General features: G+C 56.2%; 20 protein-coding genes. 7 read left to right on the top strand and 13 right to left on the bottom strand.

Translation table 11 applies throughout. From position 1 onward, the window contains the following. Positions 1 to 55 precede the first annotated feature (55 nt). Both B2952_RS01180 and B2952_RS01185 read right to left on the bottom strand, forming a co-directional pair. A complete protein-coding gene (locus B2952_RS01180; RefSeq protein ID WP_290736256.1) occupies positions 56 to 550 on the bottom strand; it encodes a hypothetical protein in 495 nt (164 codons plus the stop codon). Further along, on the bottom strand, positions 550 to 2841 hold the full coding sequence (locus tag B2952_RS01185; RefSeq protein WP_290781461.1) for an RHS repeat-associated core domain-containing protein: 2292 nt from the start codon (positions 2839 to 2841) through the stop codon (positions 550 to 552). Before B2952_RS01185 ends, B2952_RS01180 begins: the two co-directional genes overlap by 1 nt. A 203-nt stretch (positions 2842 to 3044) precedes the next feature. On the opposite strand from B2952_RS01185, the gene B2952_RS01190 reads away from it, so the two are divergent. After that, positions 3045 to 3893, top strand: coding sequence for a M23 family metallopeptidase (locus B2952_RS01190; protein WP_290736262.1), 849 nt, complete (start codon positions 3045 to 3047; stop codon positions 3891 to 3893). A gap of 21 nt (positions 3894 to 3914) precedes the next feature. Here the strand turns inward: B2952_RS01190 and B2952_RS01195 are convergent, their stop codons facing one another. The 6 genes from B2952_RS01195 to B2952_RS01220 form a co-directional block, all read right to left on the bottom strand. Beyond that, complete coding sequence (locus B2952_RS01195; protein ID WP_290736267.1) at positions 3915 to 5054, bottom strand: CapA family protein; 1140 nt, start codon at positions 5052 to 5054, stop codon at positions 3915 to 3917. 48 nt (positions 5055 to 5102) lie between these two features. After that, positions 5103 to 6254 (bottom strand): radical SAM/SPASM domain-containing protein, encoded by a 1152-nt coding sequence (locus tag B2952_RS01200; protein ID WP_290728320.1) that lies wholly within the window; start codon positions 6252 to 6254, stop codon positions 5103 to 5105. Positions 6255 to 6263: 9 nt separating this feature from the next. Next, the gene (locus B2952_RS01205; RefSeq protein WP_290726635.1) at positions 6264 to 6836 is read right to left on the bottom strand and encodes a hypothetical protein; all 573 of its coding nucleotides are present in this window, start codon (positions 6834 to 6836) and stop codon (positions 6264 to 6266) included. Positions 6837 to 7028: 192 nt separating this feature from the next. Then, positions 7029 to 8471: an adenylosuccinate lyase gene (purB, locus tag B2952_RS01210; protein ID WP_290736270.1), complete on the bottom strand. Its 1443-nt coding sequence runs from the start codon at positions 8469 to 8471 to the stop codon at positions 7029 to 7031. A 45-nt stretch (positions 8472 to 8516) separates the two neighbouring features. Further along, a complete protein-coding gene (locus B2952_RS01215) occupies positions 8517 to 8978 on the bottom strand; it encodes a GNAT family N-acetyltransferase (protein ID WP_290736273.1) in 462 nt (153 codons plus the stop codon). A gap of 32 nt (positions 8979 to 9010) precedes the next feature. After that, positions 9011 to 10492: a glycosyl hydrolase 53 family protein gene (locus B2952_RS01220; RefSeq protein ID WP_290736276.1), complete on the bottom strand. Its 1482-nt coding sequence runs from the start codon at positions 10490 to 10492 to the stop codon at positions 9011 to 9013. Positions 10493 to 10570: 78 nt separating this feature from the next. Between B2952_RS01220 and B2952_RS01225 the strand changes: the two genes are divergently transcribed. From B2952_RS01225 to gatA, 4 genes are read left to right on the top strand one after another with little or no spacing between them, the layout of a single operon-like run. Further along, positions 10571 to 11905 (top strand): class I SAM-dependent methyltransferase, encoded by a 1335-nt coding sequence (locus B2952_RS01225; RefSeq protein ID WP_290736279.1) that lies wholly within the window; start codon positions 10571 to 10573, stop codon positions 11903 to 11905. Further along, the gene (ung, locus tag B2952_RS01230; RefSeq protein WP_290736282.1) at positions 11892 to 12566 is read left to right on the top strand and encodes a uracil-DNA glycosylase; all 675 of its coding nucleotides are present in this window, start codon (positions 11892 to 11894) and stop codon (positions 12564 to 12566) included. The genes B2952_RS01225 and ung overlap by 14 nt, the downstream gene beginning before the upstream one ends. 35 nt (positions 12567 to 12601) lie before the next feature. Continuing rightward, positions 12602 to 12931 (top strand): DUF4321 domain-containing protein, encoded by a 330-nt coding sequence (locus tag B2952_RS01235; protein WP_173380772.1) that lies wholly within the window; start codon positions 12602 to 12604, stop codon positions 12929 to 12931. Beyond that, on the top strand, positions 12931 to 14349 hold the full coding sequence (gatA, locus tag B2952_RS01240) for an Asp-tRNA(Asn)/Glu-tRNA(Gln) amidotransferase subunit GatA (protein ID WP_290736285.1): 1419 nt from the start codon (positions 12931 to 12933) through the stop codon (positions 14347 to 14349). The genes B2952_RS01235 and gatA overlap by 1 nt, the downstream gene beginning before the upstream one ends. Positions 14350 to 14510: 161 nt before the next feature. On the opposite strand, the gene B2952_RS01245 is transcribed toward gatA, so the two are convergent. Genes B2952_RS01245 through rapA form a run of 4 tightly spaced genes read right to left on the bottom strand, consistent with a single transcriptional unit; the run spans position 14511 to position 20314 of the window. Further along, positions 14511 to 14936, bottom strand: a complete 426-nt coding sequence (locus tag B2952_RS01245) for a hypothetical protein (RefSeq protein WP_290726650.1) — start codon at positions 14934 to 14936, stop codon at positions 14511 to 14513. After that, positions 14936 to 16144, bottom strand: coding sequence for a hypothetical protein (locus B2952_RS01250; RefSeq protein ID WP_290736288.1), 1209 nt, complete (start codon positions 16142 to 16144; stop codon positions 14936 to 14938). Before B2952_RS01250 ends, B2952_RS01245 begins: the two co-directional genes overlap by 1 nt. A gap of 51 nt (positions 16145 to 16195) precedes the next feature. Then, positions 16196 to 17335, bottom strand: a complete 1140-nt coding sequence (gene proB / locus B2952_RS01255) for a glutamate 5-kinase (RefSeq protein WP_173380769.1) — start codon at positions 17333 to 17335, stop codon at positions 16196 to 16198. 18 nt (positions 17336 to 17353) lie between these two features. Beyond that, entirely contained in the window at positions 17354 to 20314 is a 2961-nt protein-coding gene (gene rapA / locus B2952_RS01260; RefSeq protein WP_290726656.1) for an RNA polymerase-associated protein RapA, read from the bottom strand. 61 nt (positions 20315 to 20375) lie between these two features. Here rapA and B2952_RS01265 point away from each other — a divergent pair, with 61 nt between their 5' ends. Continuing rightward, positions 20376 to 21191 (top strand): RDD family protein, encoded by an 816-nt coding sequence (locus tag B2952_RS01265; protein ID WP_290736293.1) that lies wholly within the window; start codon positions 20376 to 20378, stop codon positions 21189 to 21191. Between the two features lie 2 nt (positions 21192 to 21193). Continuing rightward, on the top strand, positions 21194 to 22477 hold the full coding sequence (gene murA / locus B2952_RS01270) for a UDP-N-acetylglucosamine 1-carboxyvinyltransferase (RefSeq protein WP_173380766.1): 1284 nt from the start codon (positions 21194 to 21196) through the stop codon (positions 22475 to 22477). Between the two features lie 42 nt (positions 22478 to 22519). Here the strand turns inward: murA and B2952_RS01275 are convergent, their stop codons facing one another. Next, positions 22520 to 23476, bottom strand: coding sequence for a tetratricopeptide repeat protein (locus B2952_RS01275; protein WP_290736296.1), 957 nt, complete (start codon positions 23474 to 23476; stop codon positions 22520 to 22522).

Here is a 23476-nt window from a genome sequence, read left to right on the forward strand (position 1 = left end):
CTCTCAGCAGAAGCCCAAAAGGATTAAAACTTTTTTTGGTTCAAAGAATAACATATTAAATAGATATAAACGACATCCATTTTCGAGAATGTCTCGACTTGTACGCCTTTTGGACGATATCGAACTCAAATACGTTTTCTATTCCATCTTTCATGATAACTATTTTGAGGCGACTTGACGGTTCAGGAATTCTCCTCTTTACAATAATCGCCAGCATCCCCTCTACAGCAGTCAATGTATCCACAAGAAACGGATCAACCTTTTCTGTCATATTTTCATGTGTAATATAAGCATCCACAGAAATGGGCATACTGAGATTATATGCATTCGCAGAATCTATATACAGACAAAATACTTTATAATAGTGTTCTTGAAGAGTATCATCAACAAAAGTATACCATTTTCCATTTAGGCCATAATGCATATCGTAATATTTACCGACCGCAGCAATGTCCACCGATTTTTCGATAGTGTAGAAACAATCACTGCCGCAAATCGGGCAACAGTTCCACAAAAAAAAGCAGAAGATTAGACATGCATGTTTTTTCATTATAGGCCCGCCATGTCGAATATCAAATAAGGAATAACATCCAAGAAGGTATGGGTAATCCAGTTATGCCCATAATTGTAACTCGGAGCTGATGCGTAGTCACCACCCGGAAAGAAAAGCCCTTCAACCGACGGAATCAGGAACCAGCCATACAGGAAACTAAGCACACTCTTCCGTCCCATCCACATCTTGTCTGTATTTTCGGGATGGAATAGGCTAGCTATCCACGGATATATTCCATAATCAAGATTGTTCTTTATTGCCAATTTTTCAAATTGTTCTCTATTTATCCCTTTTCCGTTTTCTCCCATCACCTCTTTTTGTATTGGATTTTCATTCCTGTTCCCGTGATCATACATGAAGTAGTCGCCAAAAATACCAAGGGTGGGAACGCTCAAACCGACATATTGACGTTTTCTTCCATTGGGATCTTTTCCCAAATCTTGCAGCTTATAATACAAACTTTCCTCGAATCCCCAGTCTAGCCCCCCGTTGCGGGACACGCCCGCATAGGCACCCGCGGCATTGATTCCCATATACCAACCGCGGCCGGTCACGTCACCGTAGCCCCATTCCCTGCCGACCGACGCCCCGTAAACTCCGCCCACGCTTGCATAGGCCTCCACATACGCAGTGCCGCCGAGGAACTCGCTATTCGACCAGTACAGGCCCCCGCCGACACTCGCCCCGCTACAGAGCAGGTCACCGATACCCGCACAGGCGCCCATCTGCCCGGTCAGGGCGTGGCCCGTCTCCGAGTTGTAGGAGTAGCCTCCGCCGAAATTAGCCCAGAGCGGCACGCCCGGGAGGGGGACGCTCATAGAAGCCGAGAGGTTCGCCGTGTACGAGCCGTCGGAGTTCCACGAATAGCTCGCGTTGAACGAGCTCCCAACGCCGATGTCGTAGGCGGCCCCGACGCCCACGCTGAAACCGTGCGCCCTGTCGTAGCCGACCACAAGACCGGCGCCTATCGCCCACAGGCCGGACGGGTCAATCAGGTTGACGGGGTCGCCGCCGTAGCCGTAGGGGTTCACGTACTGCCCGGCAGGGTCGGGCGTGAGCCACATGCCCAGAAGCGGGTTGTAGAACCTCGCGCCGAAATAGTAGTTGCCGGCGGCGTCGTCAAGTTCCTTGTCCTGCCAACGCCTCTCACCCACCGGGGAAGACGACAGATAAACCGACGACACAGCACCGTACGGGTAATAGTCGTAGGCAGCCACGATGCCGTCCGTCCCGGCATAGGCACGGACGCTGCCCTGGTGGTCCACCAGCGGGTAGACTGCGCCGGAGGTGGCGGCATCGCGGAAGCCGCCGCCAGGAAGGTCCTCGCGCAGCATGGACTGGTAGGCATCGAACCGGTTTTTGCGCCACGTGCCTATGCCCTGGACCTCGGACTCCTCGTACTGCAGGCCGACCGGGCGCAAGGTCCGAGAGCGGTATATGCGGGAACCACCAAGTCCGTAGTCGTAGCGTTCGTAACCCGTCTCGCTGTCATAGATGAAGTCGCCGCCGATATCGTCGATGGTCATGTCGCCCGGCACCTCGGAATACATCCTGACCTTGTCAGGGAGGCCCGAGGAATTCAGTTCGTAGGCAGTCTTCCCCTGCCTGTCAAGCCACATCCGTCCAGAGGCGTCATAGCGGTAATATTCGTCCGTGCCCTGACCGAAGGATATGCGCGTCGGACGGAACCGGTCTACGTCATAGATATAGTGGACCGACGAGCCCCCCTCCGTCTTCGTTGCAAAACGGCCGAACAGGTCATAGTTGTACTGTCCTGCAAGGGGGCCTTGCACCGAAGCCAGGCGGCCCTGGTTATCGTAGGCATAGGACGATGTCCGTACAACGTCCCCGACTCCGGGCAAGGAGCCGTAATCATGCACCACGCCTCCCAAGCGGCCGGACACGGGGTTGCCGTAAGTAAGCGTTTCGGAATACAGCGTCGCGCCGCCACGCGTATAGGTACGCGAGAGCGGCCGCCCGTGGATATCGTGCACGGAGCCGTAGGACGATATTTCCATATTCCCGTCACTGCGCTGCGTAGTCAGCACGTTGCCGTAGGGGCTGTAGGTATAGTCCACCCGCGCACCGCCGGATTCCGTGGCGGATTCAGGCCTGCCGTAGGAGTCGTACGCATAGGAGACGGTCCCCTTCGTGACGAAGGTCCCGTTTTCCCATTGCGACCAGGACATGGAGAGCAGTTCGTCCGCCATGCTGTAAGAATAGCTTTTCCTGATGGCGACGGTTATCCCGCCGACATGCCGGACACTCCAAAGAAACGAATCATGCAAGTAATATATATTCATTACGTAAGAAAAGCAATGCTTTTTTGAAGTCTTTGTCAGGAATACTAGTATAATTCTCCACCTATCACTTTCCGCATTCCGGAGAATCCGCCTTTTTTAGCAAAAAACGACATTTTAGACATCCCGTCCATAACGCACATCACACCCTATCTTGAATCGCCGCCGAAAAATTTCTAACTTGGCGGGCCATGAAAGTTTCGAGCGTTTCCACCTTGATTATTGCGATGCTGCCAGCGCTTTCTGCAGGCAACGAAGTCATAGCCATGGCACCCGCCGCCGAACAGGCCCCCATCCAGGAAACAGTCGTCGAAACCATTCCCGAAAAAAAATCCGAAATTGTCGTACCCGATTCCGCCGTAAGCGAAGCCGTCACGCAGGATCCTTCCGAGGTCGAAGCGGCCGAAGCCGAAATGGAATACCTGGACTTCAGCGGGGCGCATTTCCCGACCATCCACGGGACCCTCCTCAATTCCCCCTACGGAATTCGCAAGCACCGCCTGCACCGGGGTGTCGATCTCCACCTCCACATCGGAGACTCCGTTGTCGCCGCCTACCCCGGCAAGGTCGTCGTATCAAAATATAACCGCCGCGGCTACGGCAACTACGTGATGATCGAACATGCCAACGGGACGCGAACCCTCTACGGTCACCTCCAGAAGCGACTTGTAGAAGTGGGCGACATCGTCGAAGGCGGCCAGCTCATCGGAAAGGGCGGAAACACCGGCCGCTCCAGCGGGCCACACCTGCATTTCGAAATCCGCTACGGCGAAGTCAACATCGACCCCGCCACCGTCTTCGATTTTGAAAAGGGCGAACTGCTCCCGAATACGGAACGCTACGCCCTCGCCCCCGCCATCGACAGCCACAACGCCATCCAGGCCGAGCTCTCGAAGCACCGCTTCCACAGGGTGCGCCCCGGCGACACGCTCGGCAAAATCGCGCAGATGTACGGGACTACCATCGAAAAACTCTGCAAGCTAAACAAGATTACCCGAACCTCCATCCTGAGGATCGGGCAAAACATCCAGTGCTCTTAATTCTATCCGCGTTCCGGCGGATTACTTCTGCAGCTGCTTTACACGGATAGGCAGCGCCTTCGACACGGGTTGCAGATTGCTCTTCGCATAGCTATTCACGATGCGCTTGTAGAGGTCGTTCACCGACTTGAACGTGAAACCCTTGGCCGTCTCACGCCACAGGTGCTTCGCGTGGAGTTCTTCCGTATAGTCGCGCAGGGGAACCGTGCTGTGGCCGTTCTCGTCGAAATAGGTGATGGAACCTTCCATGTCCGCGCGGGTCACCTCGATCTTCGACTTGTCGCCATCGACCGTCTTCTGGACTTCGAACTTTGCGACGCCCCCGAGAATCGTCCCCAGGCGGAACTGGTTCGAGATGAAGTTCCCGAGCGACCAGAACACGAGAGCCTTGTTGCCCTTCTTCGTCTTGAATACGCCAAAGGGTTCGATCACGTGCGGGTGCGCGCAGACCAGGATGTCGGCGCCGGCATCGATAGCCTTCTCCGCCCTCGCGAGCGATTCCTTGTCCGGAAGCTCCGTATATTCCGTTCCCATGTGAAGGAAGGCGACCACGACTTCGGCGTTGCGGTCCGCCTCGGCGATGCGCTTCAGCCACTTGCCCTCGGAATCGAGCATGTCCACCATGTACTGGCGGTCATCCGGCATCTTCTGGGCATTCAGGCCGTAGGTAAAATTGAGGAACGCGAACTTGATTCCGTTTTTCTCGTCATAGCGGATCTGAGCCTGGTCTTCTGCGGTCCCGTGGATCCCGAGTACCATCATGGGCTTGCCTTTCCAGAAATCTAGCGTATAGTCGACCCCCTTCGCCTTGCGGTCCATCGTATGGTTGGTCGCATGAGTGACTATGTTGAAACCGGCATTTAATTCCGCAAGCCCGACCTCCTCGGGCGAACCGAAAGTCGGATACGAGGAATACTTGTCCTCGCGCGGAACAAAGACCGTTTCCTGGTTCACGCACGCATAATCCGCCGAATCGATATCGGCCTTCCATTTGGCAAAGAACCTGTCGAACACGCACTTGGACGCATCCTTTTCGCAGGCATCGTAGATGGCGGAATGCATCAGCACATCGCCAATGGCGAAGAAAGAAACCTTGGAGACCTGCGGTTCAGCAAAGGCCGACAACGCGGAGAACATAAGGATAGACGCAAATTTTTTCATAGGGCAGTTCCTCGATTCAGGGACTACCGAAAGATAATAAAAAAGGAATCATCCGCTTATGACGTCATCGCAAACGGCATCGTCGCAAATGGCATCGTCGCATATTGCGGCGAGCATGCGTTCGTGCGTGCACACCTCGGGTGACACCCCGTGGATATTCCCTGTGGAATAGAATGACGTGCAGGCGCATTCGTGCGCATGGCAGCGGAAGCGTATGGCACAACCCTTGCAGTCTTCCTTGTCGCGACTGAAGAAGTCCAGGATATCGCGGGCCACCGCTCCGTTCCAGATTTGCGCTGGGTCGTCAAAGACATTGCCCAAAATGTAGGGAGCATCCGGCTTGCTCGTGATAAACCGCGTGCAGGGGAAAAGGTTCCCGTTCGCGGCACAGGCGACAATGCCCTCGGCCACCTGGCAGCTGGACGTGCGGTGGCGCTGCCCAGTAAGCCTGAACTTCAACTTGTCCTGGATGGTTCCCAGGTAGAAGGGGACTTTCTTGCGCTTGAGTTCGAGCCAGAATTCGGCAAGTTTCTCGTATTCTGCGGCAAGGGCATCGAATTCCTCCCCCGTCCACTTGCCGTCGAAATCCACGGCGGCGGTCATGTTCCTGAACCCCTGCGCCTGTATCCAGCGGGCCGCATCGGAAAGCGAGCGCATGTTGTCGCGGGTCACCACCGAAAGCACGACCGTATCGAGCTTGGTGAGCACGGGAATATGCGGTTCAATCAGCTTGAAGGAGCCCGCCCCGCCCACCTGCTTGCGGCAGATGTTGTGGTGCGCCTCGGGGCCGTCAAGCGAGAGGTAAATACGGAACTTTTCGCGCTTCAGGTACTCGATGATGTCTTCGTTCAGCAGGGTGGCGTTCGTGTTGACTGCAAAACGCAGGCGAAACTTCGGCGACGTCGTATTCGAAGTCGGCGGCCCGAGCAACACGTCTTCGCCAAAACGTTCATGCACCAAGCCTTTCGCGAAGTCCACGCCCCTGCGGATGGAATCCATGCAAAGTAACGGCTCCCCGCCAAAGAAAGTGATGTTCAAAAAACGCTGGTTCAGCGAAAGAGTGCGTTCAAAGGCGAGCCTAATCGCCGCCTCCATAATGCCACTCGACATCACTAGGCTGCGGGCCTCGTGGCTCACCTTGTAGTAGCAGTAGGAGCAACGCAGGTTACACCGTTCCGTTAGAGAAAGAACCAGGTTCATTGGCGAAAATTACTGCTTCGGTTCATCCATGCGTACCGGCGTATCCTCGATGACCCCCGACAACATCGGCCCCGGTTCTACAACCGGTTCAGTTACAACCGGATCGCCCGCAAGCGGTCCCGACTCCGTAGAAGAGGAAGACGGCAGGATTGCATCGCTAGAGGAATGCGGCAAGCCAGACGTCGTAGAGCTCGATTCAATTCGTTGGTATGACGAACTAGAAGATTCCAGATGCCCGGTGTCGATGTTGGAGCCAGATTCCGGTTCAATATATTCCGGCGGAATTACCTCGCCCGAAGTCACATCAAGCGAATCTATTTCATAACTGCTGGAAGAAAGCCTAGTCTGGGAAGAACTGGATTCATTATACTCCCAATCGCATGGCATTTCCCCGCAAGTCATCTGCTCAGAGGAAGTGGGCTCTATAACATCTCCACTGGTTGCCGAAGTCGTATCGCATGCCGTCAGCGCCGCACTGGCAAGCACTGTAGCCGCCGACACCCCAAGCATCGAGGCGAGTTTCTTTTGCGTGGAAGGCGACCACGCTAGGTTCTTTTCCACCTTCTTTTTCGAAATGTCCATTGTGTCCTCCTATTTTATCACAATATAAATTAATAAGCGCCCACAAAAACGTCAAGAGGCTCAATTCGCAAAAATCCGTGAGAAAAGCACCAAAAACATGTCACAACACCGCATATTATACACTTTGTTTCATATACAAAACAAAGACCCCCGCTCAAGGCGGGGGTGACAATTCAGGATTGAGGTTTATAATTAAACCTTCAATTCTCCAGCATCAATGTTGCTCCAATCCGGAACGGCCTCAATGGCGGGACGCACTTCCTCAGAGACAAATTTGACAACCTGGCCCGGAGCGCGGCCCACGAACTTGCGGAGGTCGAGGATTTCCTTGAGCTTCGCTTCGGTGATGCCGAGCTTCTGGAACTTTTCGTTCTTCAGCACGCGTTCGAGCAAGTCGTTGTCCTTGCCCTGTTCCTTCACGACCTTGCCTGCTTCCATGGACATCACGCGGATTTCTTCGTGGAGTTCCTGACGGTCACCGCCGTTCTTCACACCTTCCATGATGATGTTTTCGGTAGCCATGAACGGGAGTTCGGCCATGATGCGCTTCTCGATGACCTTCGGGTAAACCACGAGGCCGTTGGTGACGTTCTCGGCGATGATGAGCATGGCATCCATGGCGAGGAACGCTTCCGGAATGGCGAGACGCTTGTTCGCACTGTCATCAAGCGTACGTTCGAACCACTGCGTCGCCTGCGTAAAGGCGGTGCTGTTCACCAGGGCCATCACGAAACGAGCGAGAGAGCAAATACGTTCGCTACGCATCGGGTTACGCTTGTAAGCCATGGCGCTGGAGCCAATCTGAGTCTTTTCGAAGGGTTCTTCCACTTCCTTGACGCCCTGCATGAGGCGCATGTCGGTGGCGAACTTGTGCAAACTCTGAGCGATGGAGCTGAGCACCTGGTTCACGCGGTTGTCCCACTTGCGGGTGTAGGTCTGGCCGGTGATGGTGAGCACGCGCTTGAAGCCTGCCTTGGCGGTCACGCGGCGGTCCAGTTCCATAATCTTTTCTTCGTCGCCGTTGAACAGGTCCATGAAGCTAGCCTGCGTACCGGTGGTGCCCTTCACGCCGCGGAACGGGAGCACTTCGATGAGGAAGTTCAATTCTTCGAGGTCGATGAGCATGTCCTGGAGCCAGAGGCAAGCACGCTTACCGACGGTGGTGAGCTGGGCGGCCTGGAAGTGCGTTGCACCGAGCTGGGCCATGTCCTTGTATTCCATCGCAAACTTGGAAAGCTTGTCCATCACGCGGCAAAGACGCTTGCGCACGAGAATCATGGCCTGCTGCATCTGGATAAGGTCAGTGTTGTCGCCCACGAATGCAGACGTTGCACCGAGGTGGATGATGCCCTTCGCCTTCGGGCACTGGACGCCGTAAGCGTAAACGTGGCTCATCACGTCGTGACGGCGGCGCTTTTCTTCTTCTTCGGCGACTTCGAAGTTGATGTCCTTCTCGTGGGCCTTCAGTTCGTCCACCTGCTCCTGCGTAATCGGGAGGCCGAGTTCCATTTCGGATTCGGCGAGGTAAATCCACAGCCTCCGCCAAGTCTGGAACTTGTACTGCGGGCTGAAGATGAAACTCATTTCCTTGCTGGCGTAACGCTTGATAAGCGGGCTTTCGAACTGATCGCGCATGATTTATCCTTTTTTGAATTTTTGCGAGGATAAATTTAGAAAAAACTACCTGGCCGGAAGGAACTTCCGCATGCGGATACAGTCAAATACGCCGCTCCGGACAACGCTATCGTCAACGCGCGCATAACCGAGTTTTTCGTAGAATTGCACCGCCTCGACGCGGCTCTCGATATCAATTACGGAATAACCGCACTCCGCAATCCACTTTTCCGCCTCGCAAACCGCCATCATGCCCAGTTTACGCCCGCGGTATTCCGGCAGAACGACCACCCGCCCGAGCGTCACATGCCCGTGAGAAGTCTCAAAGAACCTGCACGTCGCCACCGGATACCCGGCATCGAGCAACACGATGTACTTTGTACCATCGCCATCGTGCACGTCAAATTCTTCCCGCAGCGAAATATGGTGCTGCCGGTTCATACCCTGGATGCGGACAGAATACGCCCCTGCGCGTTGCCATTCCTCTTCCGCCCGCAGGACTGCGATGTTGTCAAATGTGGGGTGCATGATAACTTTTCTGAAAAAAGCCCTTCGTTCCCCTACCGCATCGGGTATTCCTCGAAGGCATTGCTGTTCGCCTGCATGTCGTTTCCCTTCCAGTCGAAGAGCGCCGTTCCCCAGGCGCCGCTGAGCGTCGGTTCCCAGAAGAATGAGCCTATCCAGCGGTCCATTCCCTTCACCATCTCGTTCGTGCGCTTGCGCGAGCCGTCGAAATTGTAGTGGTTATCCTGGTCACCGCCGTTATATTCCGCGACGATGAATTCCAGATTCGGATAGCTCGAGGTGACAGTCTGGAAGAGCGATTTCCAGTTATCGGGAGCGCCGTCGCCGTAAGCCGTGTAGGCGGAAAATCCCATCACATCGGCAGGGACCTTCTGGTTCTTGAAGATTTCCGTCATCCACCAGGTGACCGTATTCGCCTGGCGTATGCGTTCAATATGCAGCACGGTCTTGGTATTCGGCGAAACTTCCTTGACCGCCCTGATGCCCGCCTTGAAATACTTGGCCGCGTTCGCCTTGCCGCTCGATGTCCCCATATCGCCGTTGATTGCGGTAGAGGCCTTGTCTACATTGTTGCCCCAGCAATCCGTCTTGCTGTTCGGCACGTGGACGAGAATGCCCGGCGTTGTCTCGTTGCCAATCTGCACCATCTCGGGAACCGCATTCACCTGCTTGAGCGCGTTCATCAAATCGAGGGTGTAGGCGTAAACGGAATCGGCGAGAGCGTCGGAGCTGTTCACCTTGCGCCAGCGTTCAGGGATAATCTGTTTGCCGGGATCGGCCCAGTTGTCGCTGTAGTGGATGTCGAGCAAGAAAGCCATGCCCGCGGCCTTGATCTTTTGCGCATAGGCGACGATATGGTCCTTGTCGCCGTAAGCCTCGGCATCGTGACCGCATTCCGAAGCGGCATAGCCGTACTTTGCCTTGGGACTCACGAATGTCTTGAGGCGGATAGCGTTGAAACCATGGTCCTTGAGAAGCGTGAAGATATCCTTCTCGGTGCCATCCACGTCGTAGAACCTGGTCCTGTTGCGTTCGTATTCCTGCACGGTCGAAATGTCGGCGCCCATGTAGAAGTCAAAATTGAGAAGCTGCTGGGTCGCGGAAGATTTAGGAGATTCGGACGAGGACGAGGGCGGAGGATTATGCGCCGAAGAGGTTTGCGGCTCGGACCCTGCAGACGAACGGGGCGGTTCAACCGCAGACGAAGAGCGCGGAGGCCTGTCTCCGGAAGATTCGGGAGACACAAAATCGGAAGAGGATTGAGCATCGAATACACCCGACGACGGCAACAGCGCAAAATCGGAAGAAGATATCGAGGCAATCGCATCCGACGAGCTGCTGAAATCGGGAAGCGTAAACCCCGCGGAGGACTCCCCCACTATTTCGTAGTCGTAACCGGCACCGCTGTCGGAATCACCGCCGCATGCAACGAAAAGAACCCCAGCCGCAGCCATCGCCGCGACACACCCAAAACGGCACAAGTGCCGTACTCTAAAACAACCCTGTTTGTATCCCATGCCTTAAATTTAAACTAAAAGTTTGGCAAGCGGTGCGCCGGAACCCATAAAATCGTGCAAATAATTTAAATTTACAATATGCAACCGTGGAATTTGCTCGCATCCGACACTGTACAGGGCTTTATCGAAGAGGCCCTTACGCGCAAGTTGGATGCGTTGCAGGTTTCGACCGCACTGAACAAGCAGGGATACAGCAACGAGGAGCGCGCTGCTATCATGGACTACATGGCGCTCGTGCCCAAGTTCCGCGAAAAGTTCGCAAATAACGAGACCGCCCGCGGGATGTTCCTCTTGTGCGACAAGCTCGCGCTGGAACAGAGCACCGCACAAGATATCGGGCGCTGGAAGGCAAAACTCTGGCCATGCGGGAACGACGCGACCAGCGACGCAACCGAAAATGCAACTGGCACAGGCGCGGAAGTTCACGACCTGTGCTGCGGCATGGGCGGAGACAGTTTTTACCTGCCTGCGGGCCTAAAAGTGACGGGAGTCGACCTGGACGAAAACCGTCTCGCGATGTATAGCCACAACATGCAGGCGTTCGGGAAAAACGCCGAAACGATTTGCGCCGACGTGCGCTCCGTTGAAGGCGCGGACTACTTCACAATCGACCCGGCAAGACGCGCCATTGAAGGCGAGAACCAGCGCGACCTGAAGAACCTCACGCCCACGCTCGAGGAAGTCATCGAAATCAGCAGGCACTACAGGGGCGGCATGGCGAAACTCCCGCCCGGCTACCCGCCCGCCGAAATCCCGGACGGAACCGAAATCCTCTACCTGGGCGGACACAGCGACTGCCGCGAATGCCTCGTGCTCTTCGGGGAACTCGCAAAACACCCGGACACCGTCCGCGCGGTCATTGTCGGGAAGGCGGGCGAAACGCTTGCAGAATGGACCCGCAGGCGCGACCGCTCGCTCGAGACCCTCGACGACGACCTGCAGGAAAAACTCGACCGGAACGACTGCCTCGAAGGCAAGGACCGTACCTACCGCACGGCGACGAGCCGGAGCGACCTGCCCCTCGGGGAAATCGGCAAGTACATCGCGGAACCCGCGCCGGTACTTATCCGGAGCCACCTCTTCAATGCGGCAGCCCTCGCCCACGACCCGAATGCTCACCTGATTTCGGAAGGCATCGCGTATGTTTCGAGCGACAAACCGCTCCCTGCACCGGGATTTTCCTGCTACGAAGTGCTCGCGCATACCGAAATCGCGACAGGAGCCGTCCGCAGCATGCTCAAGGAACACGACATCGGGAAAATCACGCTCAAGCTGCGCGGCGTAAAACTCGACCCAGATGCCGAAACCAAGCGGCTCAAGCCCAAGGGCAAGAATTCCGCAATCCTGTTCTACACCCGCTTCCGCGGCGAGAAAACCGCAATTTTAACAAGGAGATGCCATGGTAAAACTTGAACAATCCTGGCTGAACCTGCTCGCCGACCAATTCGAGCAGCCGTATTTCAAACAAATTAAAGAAAAACTTTTGCAGGAAAAGGCGGAGCATCACGCCGTCTACCCGCCCGGCTCCAAGATTTTCGCAGCGCTCGACTACTGCCCCGTAGACAAGGTCAAGGCTGTCATCATCGGGCAAGACCCCTACCACAATCCGGGCCAGGCGCACGGGCTGTGCTTCTCGGTGCCCATGGGTATCGAGCCTCCCCCGTCGCTCGTGAACATCTTCCAGGAACTCCACGACGACCTGGGCATCACGCCACCCCCGCACGGCAACCTCGAAAGCTGGGCGCACCAGGGAATTCTCCTCCTGAACGCATCGCTCACGGTGCGCGCCCACATGGCGGCAAGCCACGCCGGAATCGGCTGGCAGCAGTTCACCGACACCGTCATCCAGCGCCTCTCCGAAGTGCGCGAGAACCTCGTATTCTTGCTCTGGGGCAGTTTCGCCATCAAAAAACAGGCGCTCGTGGCCCCGAACCGCGGCCACCTGATTCTCACCGCGCCACACCCGAGCCCGCTCTCGGCCTACCGCGGGTTCTTCGGCTGCAAGCATTTCAGCAAAGCAAACGCATACCTCGTCAGCAAGGGTCTAGAACCCATCGACTGGAGCATTAAGTAACAACAAACGAACGGCTTTTTTATATATTTGCCCATATGACTAACAGAAACACCTTCGGACGACTCATCCTCTTTATCGTGCTCGGCCTCATCATCGGCGGAGTGCTCGGTGAATGCCTCGGGCTCCTCTTCGGGGAACTCGGCGAACTCATGAACGCGGGCGGTTACGACAACATCGTGCGCAACTTCTTCGTGGCCTCGTTCGACCTGAACCTCGGATTCCTCGGGGACAAGGCAAATCCGGTCGTCCTGGATCTGTACATGGTCAAGTTCGCGCTTGGCTTTGGTCTAAAGATTAACGTAGTCAGCATCGTTGGTATGATCGTGGCCATTTACATCATGAAATGGTCCGGAGGAAACCGGTAATGGAAACCATCAAGAATTTAAGCGCCAAGCTCGCCAGCGGCGAGACTTCGGCAGTCGCTCTCGCGCAGGACTCCCTTGCAAAGATTGAAGCTACCAAGAATTTGAACGCCTACATCAGCGTGCTGAACGAGCGCGCCCTCGCGAAGGCCGCGGAATCGGACAAGCGCCGTGCCGAAGGCAAGAGCCTCGGCGTGCTGGACGGCATTCCCGTCGCCGTGAAGGACAACATGTGCCTCGAGGGCACGCGCACCACGGCCGCATCCAAGATTCTCGACAACTTCGTGGCCCCCTACACTGCGACAGCCATCGAAAAGCTCGAAGCGGCAGGTGCGGTTATCGTCGGCAAGACGAACATGGACGAGTTCGCCATGGGTTCGAGCAGCGAGACCTCGTACTACGGGCCGGTGAAGAACCCGCTCGACGAGACCCGCGTGCCGGGCGGTTCCAGCGGCGGTTCGGCCGTAGCCGTTGCCAGTGGCACGGTCGCCTGTGCACTCGGCTCCGACACCGGTGGTTCTATCCGTCAGCCCGCCGCCTGCACAGGCGTTGTGGGCCTCAAGCCCACCTACGGCCGCGTGTCCCGCTATGGACTTTTGGCATACGCAAGCTCCCTGGACCAGATTGGCCCCTTCGGCACTACCGTCGCCGACTGCGCCACGCTCCTTAACGCCATCTGCGGCATCGACCCGCACGACAACACCACGAGCACCCGCGAACCCGAGGACTTCGGCGCGAAGCTCGATGCCGGCGTGAAGGGCAAGGTCATCGGCGTCCCGAAGGAATACTTCGCCGACGGTCTCGACCCGGAATGCAAGGCCGCTATCGAGAACATGCTCAAGAAAATGGAAGCCGAAGGCGCCACGCTCAAGGAAGTGAGCCTCCCGCACATCGGTTTCGCGGTATCGAGCTACTACATCATCGCAACCGCCGAAGCGAGCAGCAACCTCAGCCGCTACGACGGCGTGCGCTACGGATACCGCAGCAAGGAAGCCCGCAAGTTGTTCGACCTGTACGCCAAGTCCCGCAGCGAAGGCTTCGGCAAGGAAGTCCAGCGCCGCATCCTTCTCGGAAGCTACGTGCTCAGCGCAGGTTTCTACGACGCCTACTACGTGCAGGCCCAGAAGGTGCGCCGCCTCATCACGGACGACTTCAACAAGGCGTTCGAAAGCGTGGACGTAATCGCAAGCCCCACGATGCCGGGCCTCCCGCTCAAGTGCGGCATGAACGAGTCCGACCCAATGGCCGTTTACCTCTCCGATATCTACACCGTGAGCCTGAACCTCTCGGGCCTCCCCGGCGTGAGCGTTCCGTGCGGCATGGCAGGCGGACTTCCCGTCGGCCTGCAGTGGATTGGCAAGCCGTTCCAGGAAACGGACCTGCTCAGCGTCGCCGCAGCGACCGAAAAGCTTGCAAAGTGAGTGTCGCTCCGTCAAGTTTACTTGACGGTATGACCGAACGCAGCAGCGGACGCCAAAGGCGTCAAACGCTGAACAAATAAAATCCTCTGCGGCAAACGCAAGTAATACGAGAAAGCCGACCCAACGGGTCGGCTTCTTTTAAGTTCATTGCAAACTCAGCGCTAATGCATCAAAATGTGCACGCCACCGTCTTCGTTATCCGTAAGGATCATGTAGTTGCTGCCGCCATCGAACTCGAACTCGAGCGGAGTATGGGAGACCTGGTCATACATCGCCGTGCAATCCCTTTCCTTGGTTTCGATATTTATCCTACAGATTTCATGAATGGATTTAAACAGGAGCCTTATCTTGAAAGTTCCCACCCAATCCTGCTCGTAGACGCGACTGCGTTCGCCTGGCTTGAGCGTCTCGCGAATCCAGGGAATCGTCGTATATCCATCCTCCGACACGATATCGAGGCCGACAAAGACGCGTTCCGTCTTGTTCTCCACCTGAAGACGCGTCGAGGAATCGGTAAACCAGTGGCTGAGGCAACCCGTAAGGGTAAGCGCACAAAGAAGCAAAGCGATTATGGAAAAGCGTTTCATTACCTACCTCCCTGCGTCTGGGTTGCGCCAGCATCGACCTTCTCATAGCGGACGCCCGTGGCTGTCAGCGGAGCCTGCGTCTGCGACGACGCGGGCAGCGTTATGCCGGTGCCCTGCGGCTCTGACTGCTTGTTTTTCTGCTTCACGGTATTCGTCTCGATGGGCGCCGAAGTGCGGCCTCCGCGCGCGAACAGGAATTCTCCTACCGACTGCAGGTTGAACTGCAATTCCGCAATCCAAGTCCCCTTCGCATGGAAGAGCCTGTCGTAGTCGGTAGCAGAATTGTAACCGATGCGGAGCACGGGCAGTTCGATAGCCCAGCCGAACATCAGGTCGTCCCATCCGTCATCGTATACGCGGCGACGGAGGCACGAGACCTCCAAACCGACAAGGCGCGACGGGTCGGGATAATACTTGATTGCCGCGGAATGGAATCCGTCATCCGGGAAATCGTAGGAGACTTCAGCGTAGAGTCTCTGGGCGAAAAGGTTCTGTTCCCAATGCACTCGGACAAAGTCTTCATCGAAACCGCCGATGACACGCTTGTAGATGGTGGCGTCGATATTCGGAAGGTAGGTCCTGATGCCCGAGGACTTGCCGCCATAAACGGGGCGGTCTTCGAGGTTCATCGAGAGTCGGAGCGATTTCACGTTCGCACGATGAAGGCTTGCCTGGGCACTGAATTTCCAGTAGCGGAGTTCCGCCCATGTGTAGAGCAGCGAATCGTTTTCGGCCGGGAAAAAGTCGCCGGCAAATTCCAGATTCTGGTGTTGCATACCAGCAGCAACCGTCCAGTCGTGTTTTGCATCCGTAAATGACAGGCCCCACGTCGTCACCGAGCTCACGTGACCGAAATCGCTGTAGCGCGGGAAAAAGAAAAAGTCCTCGCCGTCCCAGCCGTAGCGATCGAACCAGAGGAGAAGTCCCAGGAAATAGCCCTTCGAAATTTCGGTACTGGAAAAACCAGCAAAATGGTGGCGGAAGGCAAAGCCCTGGTGTTCGCCGAATTCGCTCTTCAAGGGAATCTGCGACGGGAGCGGCGTATAATACATGCCAACATCAATGAAAGAGCCGTGGCCAAAGAGCAAGATATCGCTCATTTCGCGCAGGTGGTCGTCACGCACCCAGGTTCCCGCACCGACAAGCGACTCAACCGAAATCGCATCGGCAAGCGAAGCCGTCGCCGCAAGCGAAAGCGCAATCGCCATTCGTCTTAGTTTACACACAAATCGCATTATCCGCATTCCTCCTGTCACCTGCTAGAACACGACCAAATCGTTCTTGTGGATGAGCTCGTCGGGCACGTCCTTACCTAGAATCTCGTGAACCTGAGCCGTCTTCTTGTGCAGCACGAGCTTGAGCGTCTCGCTGTCAAAACCGGCCACGCCACGCGCAACCGCATCGCCCGACGGGCTCAACACCTCGATGAGGTCGCCCTTGTCGAAATGCTTTTTGACGGCATACACGCCCACGGGGAGCAGGCTGGAATGCTTTTCGCGGAGCGCCTTCACGCCGCCCTCGTCCACCACCACGGCCCCGCGCGGAGTCGTGATGAAGCTGAGCCAGCGCTGGCGGCTGTTGAGCTTTTTCTTGGAACCCGCAAACAGAGTGCCCTGTGCATTCTCAAAAATCACCTGGTGCGGCAACACCTTCATGCCGTTCGCAAGGAAGGCGTTTGCACCGCTACGCGTCACGTTTCGAATCGCTTCAAGCTTGCTACGCATACCGCCGGTACTCACGGCAGAGCCCGCCTCGCCAGGCTTTCCGGCAAGGGCCAGCACTGCAGGCGTAATTTCGGGCACAAAGCGGAGCAGTCGAGCGTTCGGATTCTTCTTCGGGTTGTCGTCAAAAAGGCCGTCCTCGTCCGTGAATATCAAAAGCAAATCGGCATCGAGGAACAGCGCCACGTCGCTCGAAAGCTTGTCGTTGTCGCCCACCTTGATTTCGGCGACGGCGAGCGAATCGTTCTCGTTAATAATCGGGACAATCTTGCGCGCAAGCATCGCCTTGATGGTGTTCTGCAAATTCTTGTAGCGGGTGCGGTCGCGGAAGTCATCGGCAGACAAAAGAATCTGCCCCACCGAGAGATCCACCCAGCGGAACATTTCGCGGTAGGCGTACATGAGGTCGATCTGGCCCACGGCGGCGCAGGCCTGCTTTTCGGCAAGCACGGTCGGCTTTTCCTTGTAGCCCAGCTGGCTCATGCCGGTTCCCACGGCACCGCTTGTGACAATCACGACTTCCTTGCCCGCTTCCATGAGACGCGCGACAGAATCGGCAAGTTTCTGGATGTAGCGGGTGCGCACGCCGCCCTTTTCGGAATCCACCAAAATACGGGACCCGATTTTCACGACGATACGGCGGGCCTCATCAAGGATATTCTTACGTAGTTCACTCATTTTCGTAATCCGTATTCTTTACCTGCAAACCACCAGACGAATGGCATCCAAGCGGAGCTGCGGGTTTGCAACGATTTTCTTCCTGTCGAAAACATTCTTGCGCAACTGCTGGAGTTCAGCATTGTTCCCCGCCTTGCCACGCATGGTAAGCAGGTGGTTCACGCGCTGGTATTCCTGTTCCGAACGCGCCTCGACAGCTGCAGCAGCCTTCTCCGCGTATTCCTTGGCAAGTCCGTTCACGCACTGCTTTGCGACGGCGAGACCGCCATGTGCAAAATAGCGGATTGTCGCATCGACCGCCTTGTTTCCCTGCGGGACATTCACATCACGGACTTCCGCATTCTGCAGTTCCGCCAAGTGGGCCGACTGGTCCACGCCGGCAGCATCAACAAGCACGCACGCATAACGCGGACCGACAATATCCGAAACGCCCCATTCTTCGGGCACAGGAAGTTCTATTGCAAAGTTGTATTGCATCATGAGTCCATGCAATCCGGAACCAGGCCAGATACAGCACGCGACATTGCCATGGTTGACCCCCGTTTCGAAGTCGATCATGCCCTGGGCGAGCGGATGTTCGAGGCTCATGAAGTCCACCTCGTCGTGAACCATGGCCACCTTGCGGTCGAACGTCACCGTCAAGGAGATGCTATCGGAGCCCTGTTCTTCCTCTTCGCTCTGGGCCGCCACCATGCCACGACTCGGCATCCCGGCGATAGAACCTTCCTCTATCTGCGGACCCATCGTGATGATTTCACACCCGGCAACGGCACTCTTGTCGATTTCCAGCCCCCTGGAACGGAGCGAATCAAGCAACAGTTCACGCAGCTCGGGTTCCGCATCGATACGTTCGATTTCGTCGGTAATTTCTTTCGCCTTCTCGGGATTGCGGCTGTTGAATTCAAGCAGGCGATCACGGCCCTTCTCGATATTCTTGCGCATCTGTTCGCAGTCCTTGCGGACCTGAGGGATTACGTTTTCAACAAAGTTTTCAAGCGAGTGGCGCGGGTCCGCCAAGGCTTCGATGAGGCTATCGGTATACTTGAGGAACAGTTCTCCGCCACTCATCAGCGGGGCACCGAAAGCGTTCAGGCCGTCGTTATACCAGCGGAACATCACCTCCTGGCCGGAGCCCTTCACGTAGGGCACATGCATCACAATGTCCTTCGTCTGGCCGATGCGGTCGAGACGGCCGATGCGCTGCTCCACGAGAGCGGCATCCAACGGAAGGTCGAAAAGCACCAGGTGGTGCGCGAACTGGAAGTTGCGGCCTTCCGAGCCGATTTCAGACGCGATGAGAAGATTCGCCCCGTTCTCCTTGCTGAAGTTCGCGGCAGCCTTGTCGCGCGCCATGATGGTCATATCCTCGTGGAACATGGAGAATGCGCCCTCGCCGAGGTAGTCCGTCAGGATAGATTCCAGCGCCAGCACGACCTCGATCGATTCACAAATCAGTAGGACCTTGTCGTTTGCATGTTCCTTGAGAAATTCCTTGAGCCATACGATACGTTCATCCAAGTCCCAGGCGTCCGAATATCGCGTGCAAAGGAGGCCGTTCTCCTGAATGTCCGTCGAGGCGTCCAGGTCCTTCTCGGCCGCAATTTCAACCATTTCACGATATTTCGGGTTCGGCTCCAGACAAACGGCATCCAGCTTGCGCTTGGGGAATCCGCCCACGCCCTTTCGCGTATTGCGGAACACCACGGAACCCGTACCCATGCCGTCCACGATGCGGCGAATCCATTCGCCCGCAGTCATCGACTTCGAATTTTCCTGTTCAAGCCAGGGACGAATCTTGGAATTTTTGGGAACCGATTCGTACAGGTCTTCCCAGCTCATCTGGTGGTTGGGGTCGGTCGGCAGCTTGGAAAGGTCATTCACCAGCTTGCGGTAGGCCTCCTGGTCCTTGATGAACTCGCCATAGTCCGAGAAGCGGGCCGGGTCGAGCATCTTGAGGCGGTTGAACTGCGATTCGGGATGCAGCTGCAAAGGCGTTCCCGTCAAGAGGAGAACGCCCTTCGAGCGGGCGAGCACAGCGTTCGCGAGCATGTATTCGTGACTGGTAAAGCCATCTTCACAAACAAGATGATGGGCCTCGTCGATAATGGTCATGTCCCACTGCGTCTTGAGCAGGTCCTCGATCAACGCAGGCTGGCTCATCAAGAAATCGATAGAGACGATGATATTGTTGCTCTGCATGAAGGGATTGGGTTTCGCCTCATCCTTTGCCACAGAAAGGAACAACCCGCGGATAAAGCCTTCGTCGACCAGGGTAAACAGCTGGTTGAATCGGCGTTTCATCTCGATCATCCACTGATGCTTGAGAGTCTCGGGCACAATGATGAGGGAACGCTGGACGCGGCCACGGGCGTTGAGCGCATGCCAAATCATGCCCGCCTCAATCGTCTTCCCAAGGCCAACCTCGTCGCTGAGCATTAGGCGCGGAAGCATCGAGCTTGCGCAGGCACGATAGCAAAGGTAGTACTGGTGAGGAATCATGCTCACGCGGGGACCGATCATGCCACGCACCGGAGAGGACTTCCAGTGGCACAGAAGTTCCATGGCACGGCGCCTGCGTTCAAAAGCCTTCGAGGAAACATTCCCCGAAGACACCTCGTCCACCTTGTCCCGGCCAATCTTCATGAGGCTCCGGAACAAGTCGGATGGTCTTGCCATCTGCTTCGCCGTGAGGTCCGATTCCTTCATTTCGCGACCACCGCGACCTACATAGATGACCACGCCGTCGACCTCGCGGACGCTTTCGACGACAAAGGAGACTCCCTTTTCGTTCTTGGCGGTTTCGCCCGGCTGCAATATAAAACGGTCAACCGGAGAAGAATCGACACGGTATATACGAATTTGACCAACTAGGGGGAAAGAAAACTGAACGGTGCGGCCCTGCACCTCGGATACAATTCCAAGACCCAGATCCGGCTCTGACTGGCTAACGAAACGTTGCCCCGGCTTAAACATACTCATAGGGGATAATTTAGTAATTTTCATAGAAAACGGCCTTCGAATTTTCTAACTTTGACATTGTATGAAATGGTATTTTATTGACGAGAGCATCACCGATGGAGAACGTAGGCAGGGTCCTTATTCTATCGATGAAATCCGCGAATTTGTAAACCAGGGAAAAATAACGGAAACAACGCTCGTATGGCATAGCGGCGAAGAAGATTGGAAGCCCTGGAGTGCCTACAAGGAGGAATTTTCCGCCCCCGACGATGCGGACCTCGCCCGCGAAAAACTTTTGGAGAATACTATAAAGGCCCTCGAAGAGGTCATGAAAAAAGAGCAATTCGCCAGGTACCGCTACGCAGGGTTCTTCACGAGAGCCGCCGCCTATATTGTAGACAACCTCATTCTCGGCTTTATCTGCGGAGGAATACTCTTCATTCTCTCTGCCACTGGAGTTGTCGACTTTCCCGCGCTCCAGGAAGCCCTCAACAGCCTCGCAGATTCCGCATCGACTACGGAAACCGTGTCCAAGCTGCCAAGCATACGTGGAGTTTCCCTGTTCATGGGCATCTTGAACGTCATACAGGCGCTCTACTTTATCATTTTTCACGCCATCTATTCTGCGACCCCGGGCAAGATGCTTGTCCACATCCACGTGGAGACCCGCGAAGGAGCTAAAATCGGATGGGGCGGAGCCACCGCGCGCTACCTTTGCAGTATACTCACTCAAATGACCCTGTTTTTTTATGGACTCGGATACCTAATCGTTTGTATCGACCCAAGGCGCAGGGCGCTTCACGACTGGATTGCAAGGACATCGGTTGTCTTTAACGAAGAAGCCAGGATTTCCAAAGCACCCCGTAGCGAATCCAACGACGAGTCCAAGGAGAATTAAAAATGTACCGTTTTGAAGTTCACCAGGCAAAAAAGCCCCTCGAAGGCGAAGTCCCCGTTTCGGGCGCGAAGAACGCCGTACTTGCCGTGATGGCTGCAGCGCTCCTTGCCGATGGTGTTTCCGAAATCACGAACGTGCCGCACCTCAAGGACATGAAGACCATGAGCGACGTGCTGCGCGTCATCGGATGCCGCATCAGCGGCGAAGCCCACAACCTCAAAATCGACACGCGCGGAGCCGACCATCTCGAAGCCCCCTACGAACTTGTGAAGACGATGCGCGCAAGTTTCTACGTCCTTGGCCCGCTCGTTGCCAGGTTCGGACGCTGCCGTGTTTCTCTCCCCGGCGGATGCGCATGGGGTCCGCGCCCGGTCGACCTCCACCTCAAGGGACTCGAAGCGCTCGGAGCAAAGATTACGCTCACGCGCGGCTACGTCGAGGCGACCTGCGAAGGCAGGCTTCCCGGCGGCACCTTCTACTTCCCCATTTCGAGCGTGGGAGCCACGGTCAACGTGCTGATGGCAGCGACACTCGCCAAGGGGACGAGCGTTCTACAGAACGCGGCGCTCGAACCCGAAATCGACAACCTCGTCGACTACCTTATCGGCATGGGCGCCAAGATTCAGGGCCGCGGAACGCGCACCCTCACCGTGCAGGGCGTCGAAAGCCTCCGCCCGGGCAAAGGTTTCACGATTCCCGACCGCATCGAGGCGGGCACATACCTCTGTGCAGCCGCCATCACGCGAGGCCGCGTAAAGGTCACGAAGATTATCCCCGACCACATCGCCTCTACGCTCGACGCCTTCCGTGACATGGGCTGCAAGGTGAGTGTCGGTGCGGACTGGGCCGAAGTCGACGCCCGCAATGTAGAACTCAAGCCCATCACCATCCAGACGCTCCCCTTCCCGGGATACCCCACTGACATGCAGGCCCCCCTCATGGCGACCCTCGTCTCGATACCGGGCAACAGCGTCATCCAGGATACCGTCTATAACGACCGCTTCAAGCACGTGGCCGAACTGCAGCGTCTCGGCGCCGACATCCAGGTCAACGGCAACACGGCGACCATCAAGGGTGGCACCAAGCTCGAAGGCACCGAAATCATGGGTAGCGACCTGAGAGCGACGGCAGCGCTCGTACTCGCCGCGTTCATCGCCGAAGGCGAGAGCACCGTGAGCCGCGTGTACCACCTCGACCGCGGTTATGAGGATTTCGAGAACAAGATGGCTAAGATCGGCGGCGTCGTGATTCGCCACAGCGACGACGAAGACGACGATGCGTTTTGAGAAATAAACTTCGGCGATGAAACAAGTTTCTTCGTGGGCGCCTTACGGCGCGGACGCGGGCACTGCGGCGGGCTGTGATTCAGCAGGCGCGGCCGTGGAAGGTTTCGGCACATCGCGCACTACGGGTTCACAAGCTTCGACCGGGGCTCCCGAGGCCTTTTTTTCTTCACGCTCCAAAATAGACTGCAGCATTTCGGCGGCTTGTTCGAACTCGGCGGACTTTTCACAAAGTTTGTTCGCCAAGATCTTCTGCAAGTACTGCTTCTGCGATTCAATGTTGCATTCGTCGCCATAGATTCCCGCTAGCTTGAACAGAGCAGTGCAGGTTTTGCCCCCGTCAGGGAAACTCTGCGTCAAGGCATCGAGAACCTTCTTCGCCTTTTCAATCTGGTTCACTTCGACCAGGCAAAGCGCCATCCAGTAGAGCGAGTTTTCACCGAGCTCGCCAGATTTCATTTGTTCGTAGACCTGCTTGAATCCCGTATAGGCAAGCTTGTATTCGCCACGATGGTAATCGGAACGGGCCGTATTGAACATGGCTTCGGCTTCCACGAGGCGTTCGGCCTCGCGTTCGACGCTATCCATAGAAATCGGGGCCTGCGAGGCGCCACTGACCACGACCTTCTTCGCGAGAATCTTGTCGGACTTTCCAAGCAGCATGTCGAGCCGGTAGATGATTTCTTCCTGGCGCGAATCGTTGCGTTCGGATTCATCACTCACACGGCGCGAAAGGATGGAGAGTTCCGCCATCATGCGCTTCTGCAGCAAGGCAGACGCTTCCTGCTGGGCAAGAAGTTCTGCCTTGAGCGAATCCACGCGCTTGCGGAGGTTCTTGTTGTCGGCCCTGAGCTTATGCATGGCGGAATCGAGGTTGCTGAGAACCGCAACCTGCACGTCCGTACCGACATTACGCATTTCTTCGGTGCGGAGCACCGTCATCTGCGAGCAGCCCGTAAGCGAGAGCGCCGCCAAGGCAATTCCTACTATGATTTTTTTCAT

It is taken from the genome of Fibrobacter sp. UBA7003 (assembly GCA_002449765.1).
GTDB lineage: Bacteria > Fibrobacterota > Fibrobacteria > Fibrobacterales > Fibrobacteraceae > Fibrobacter.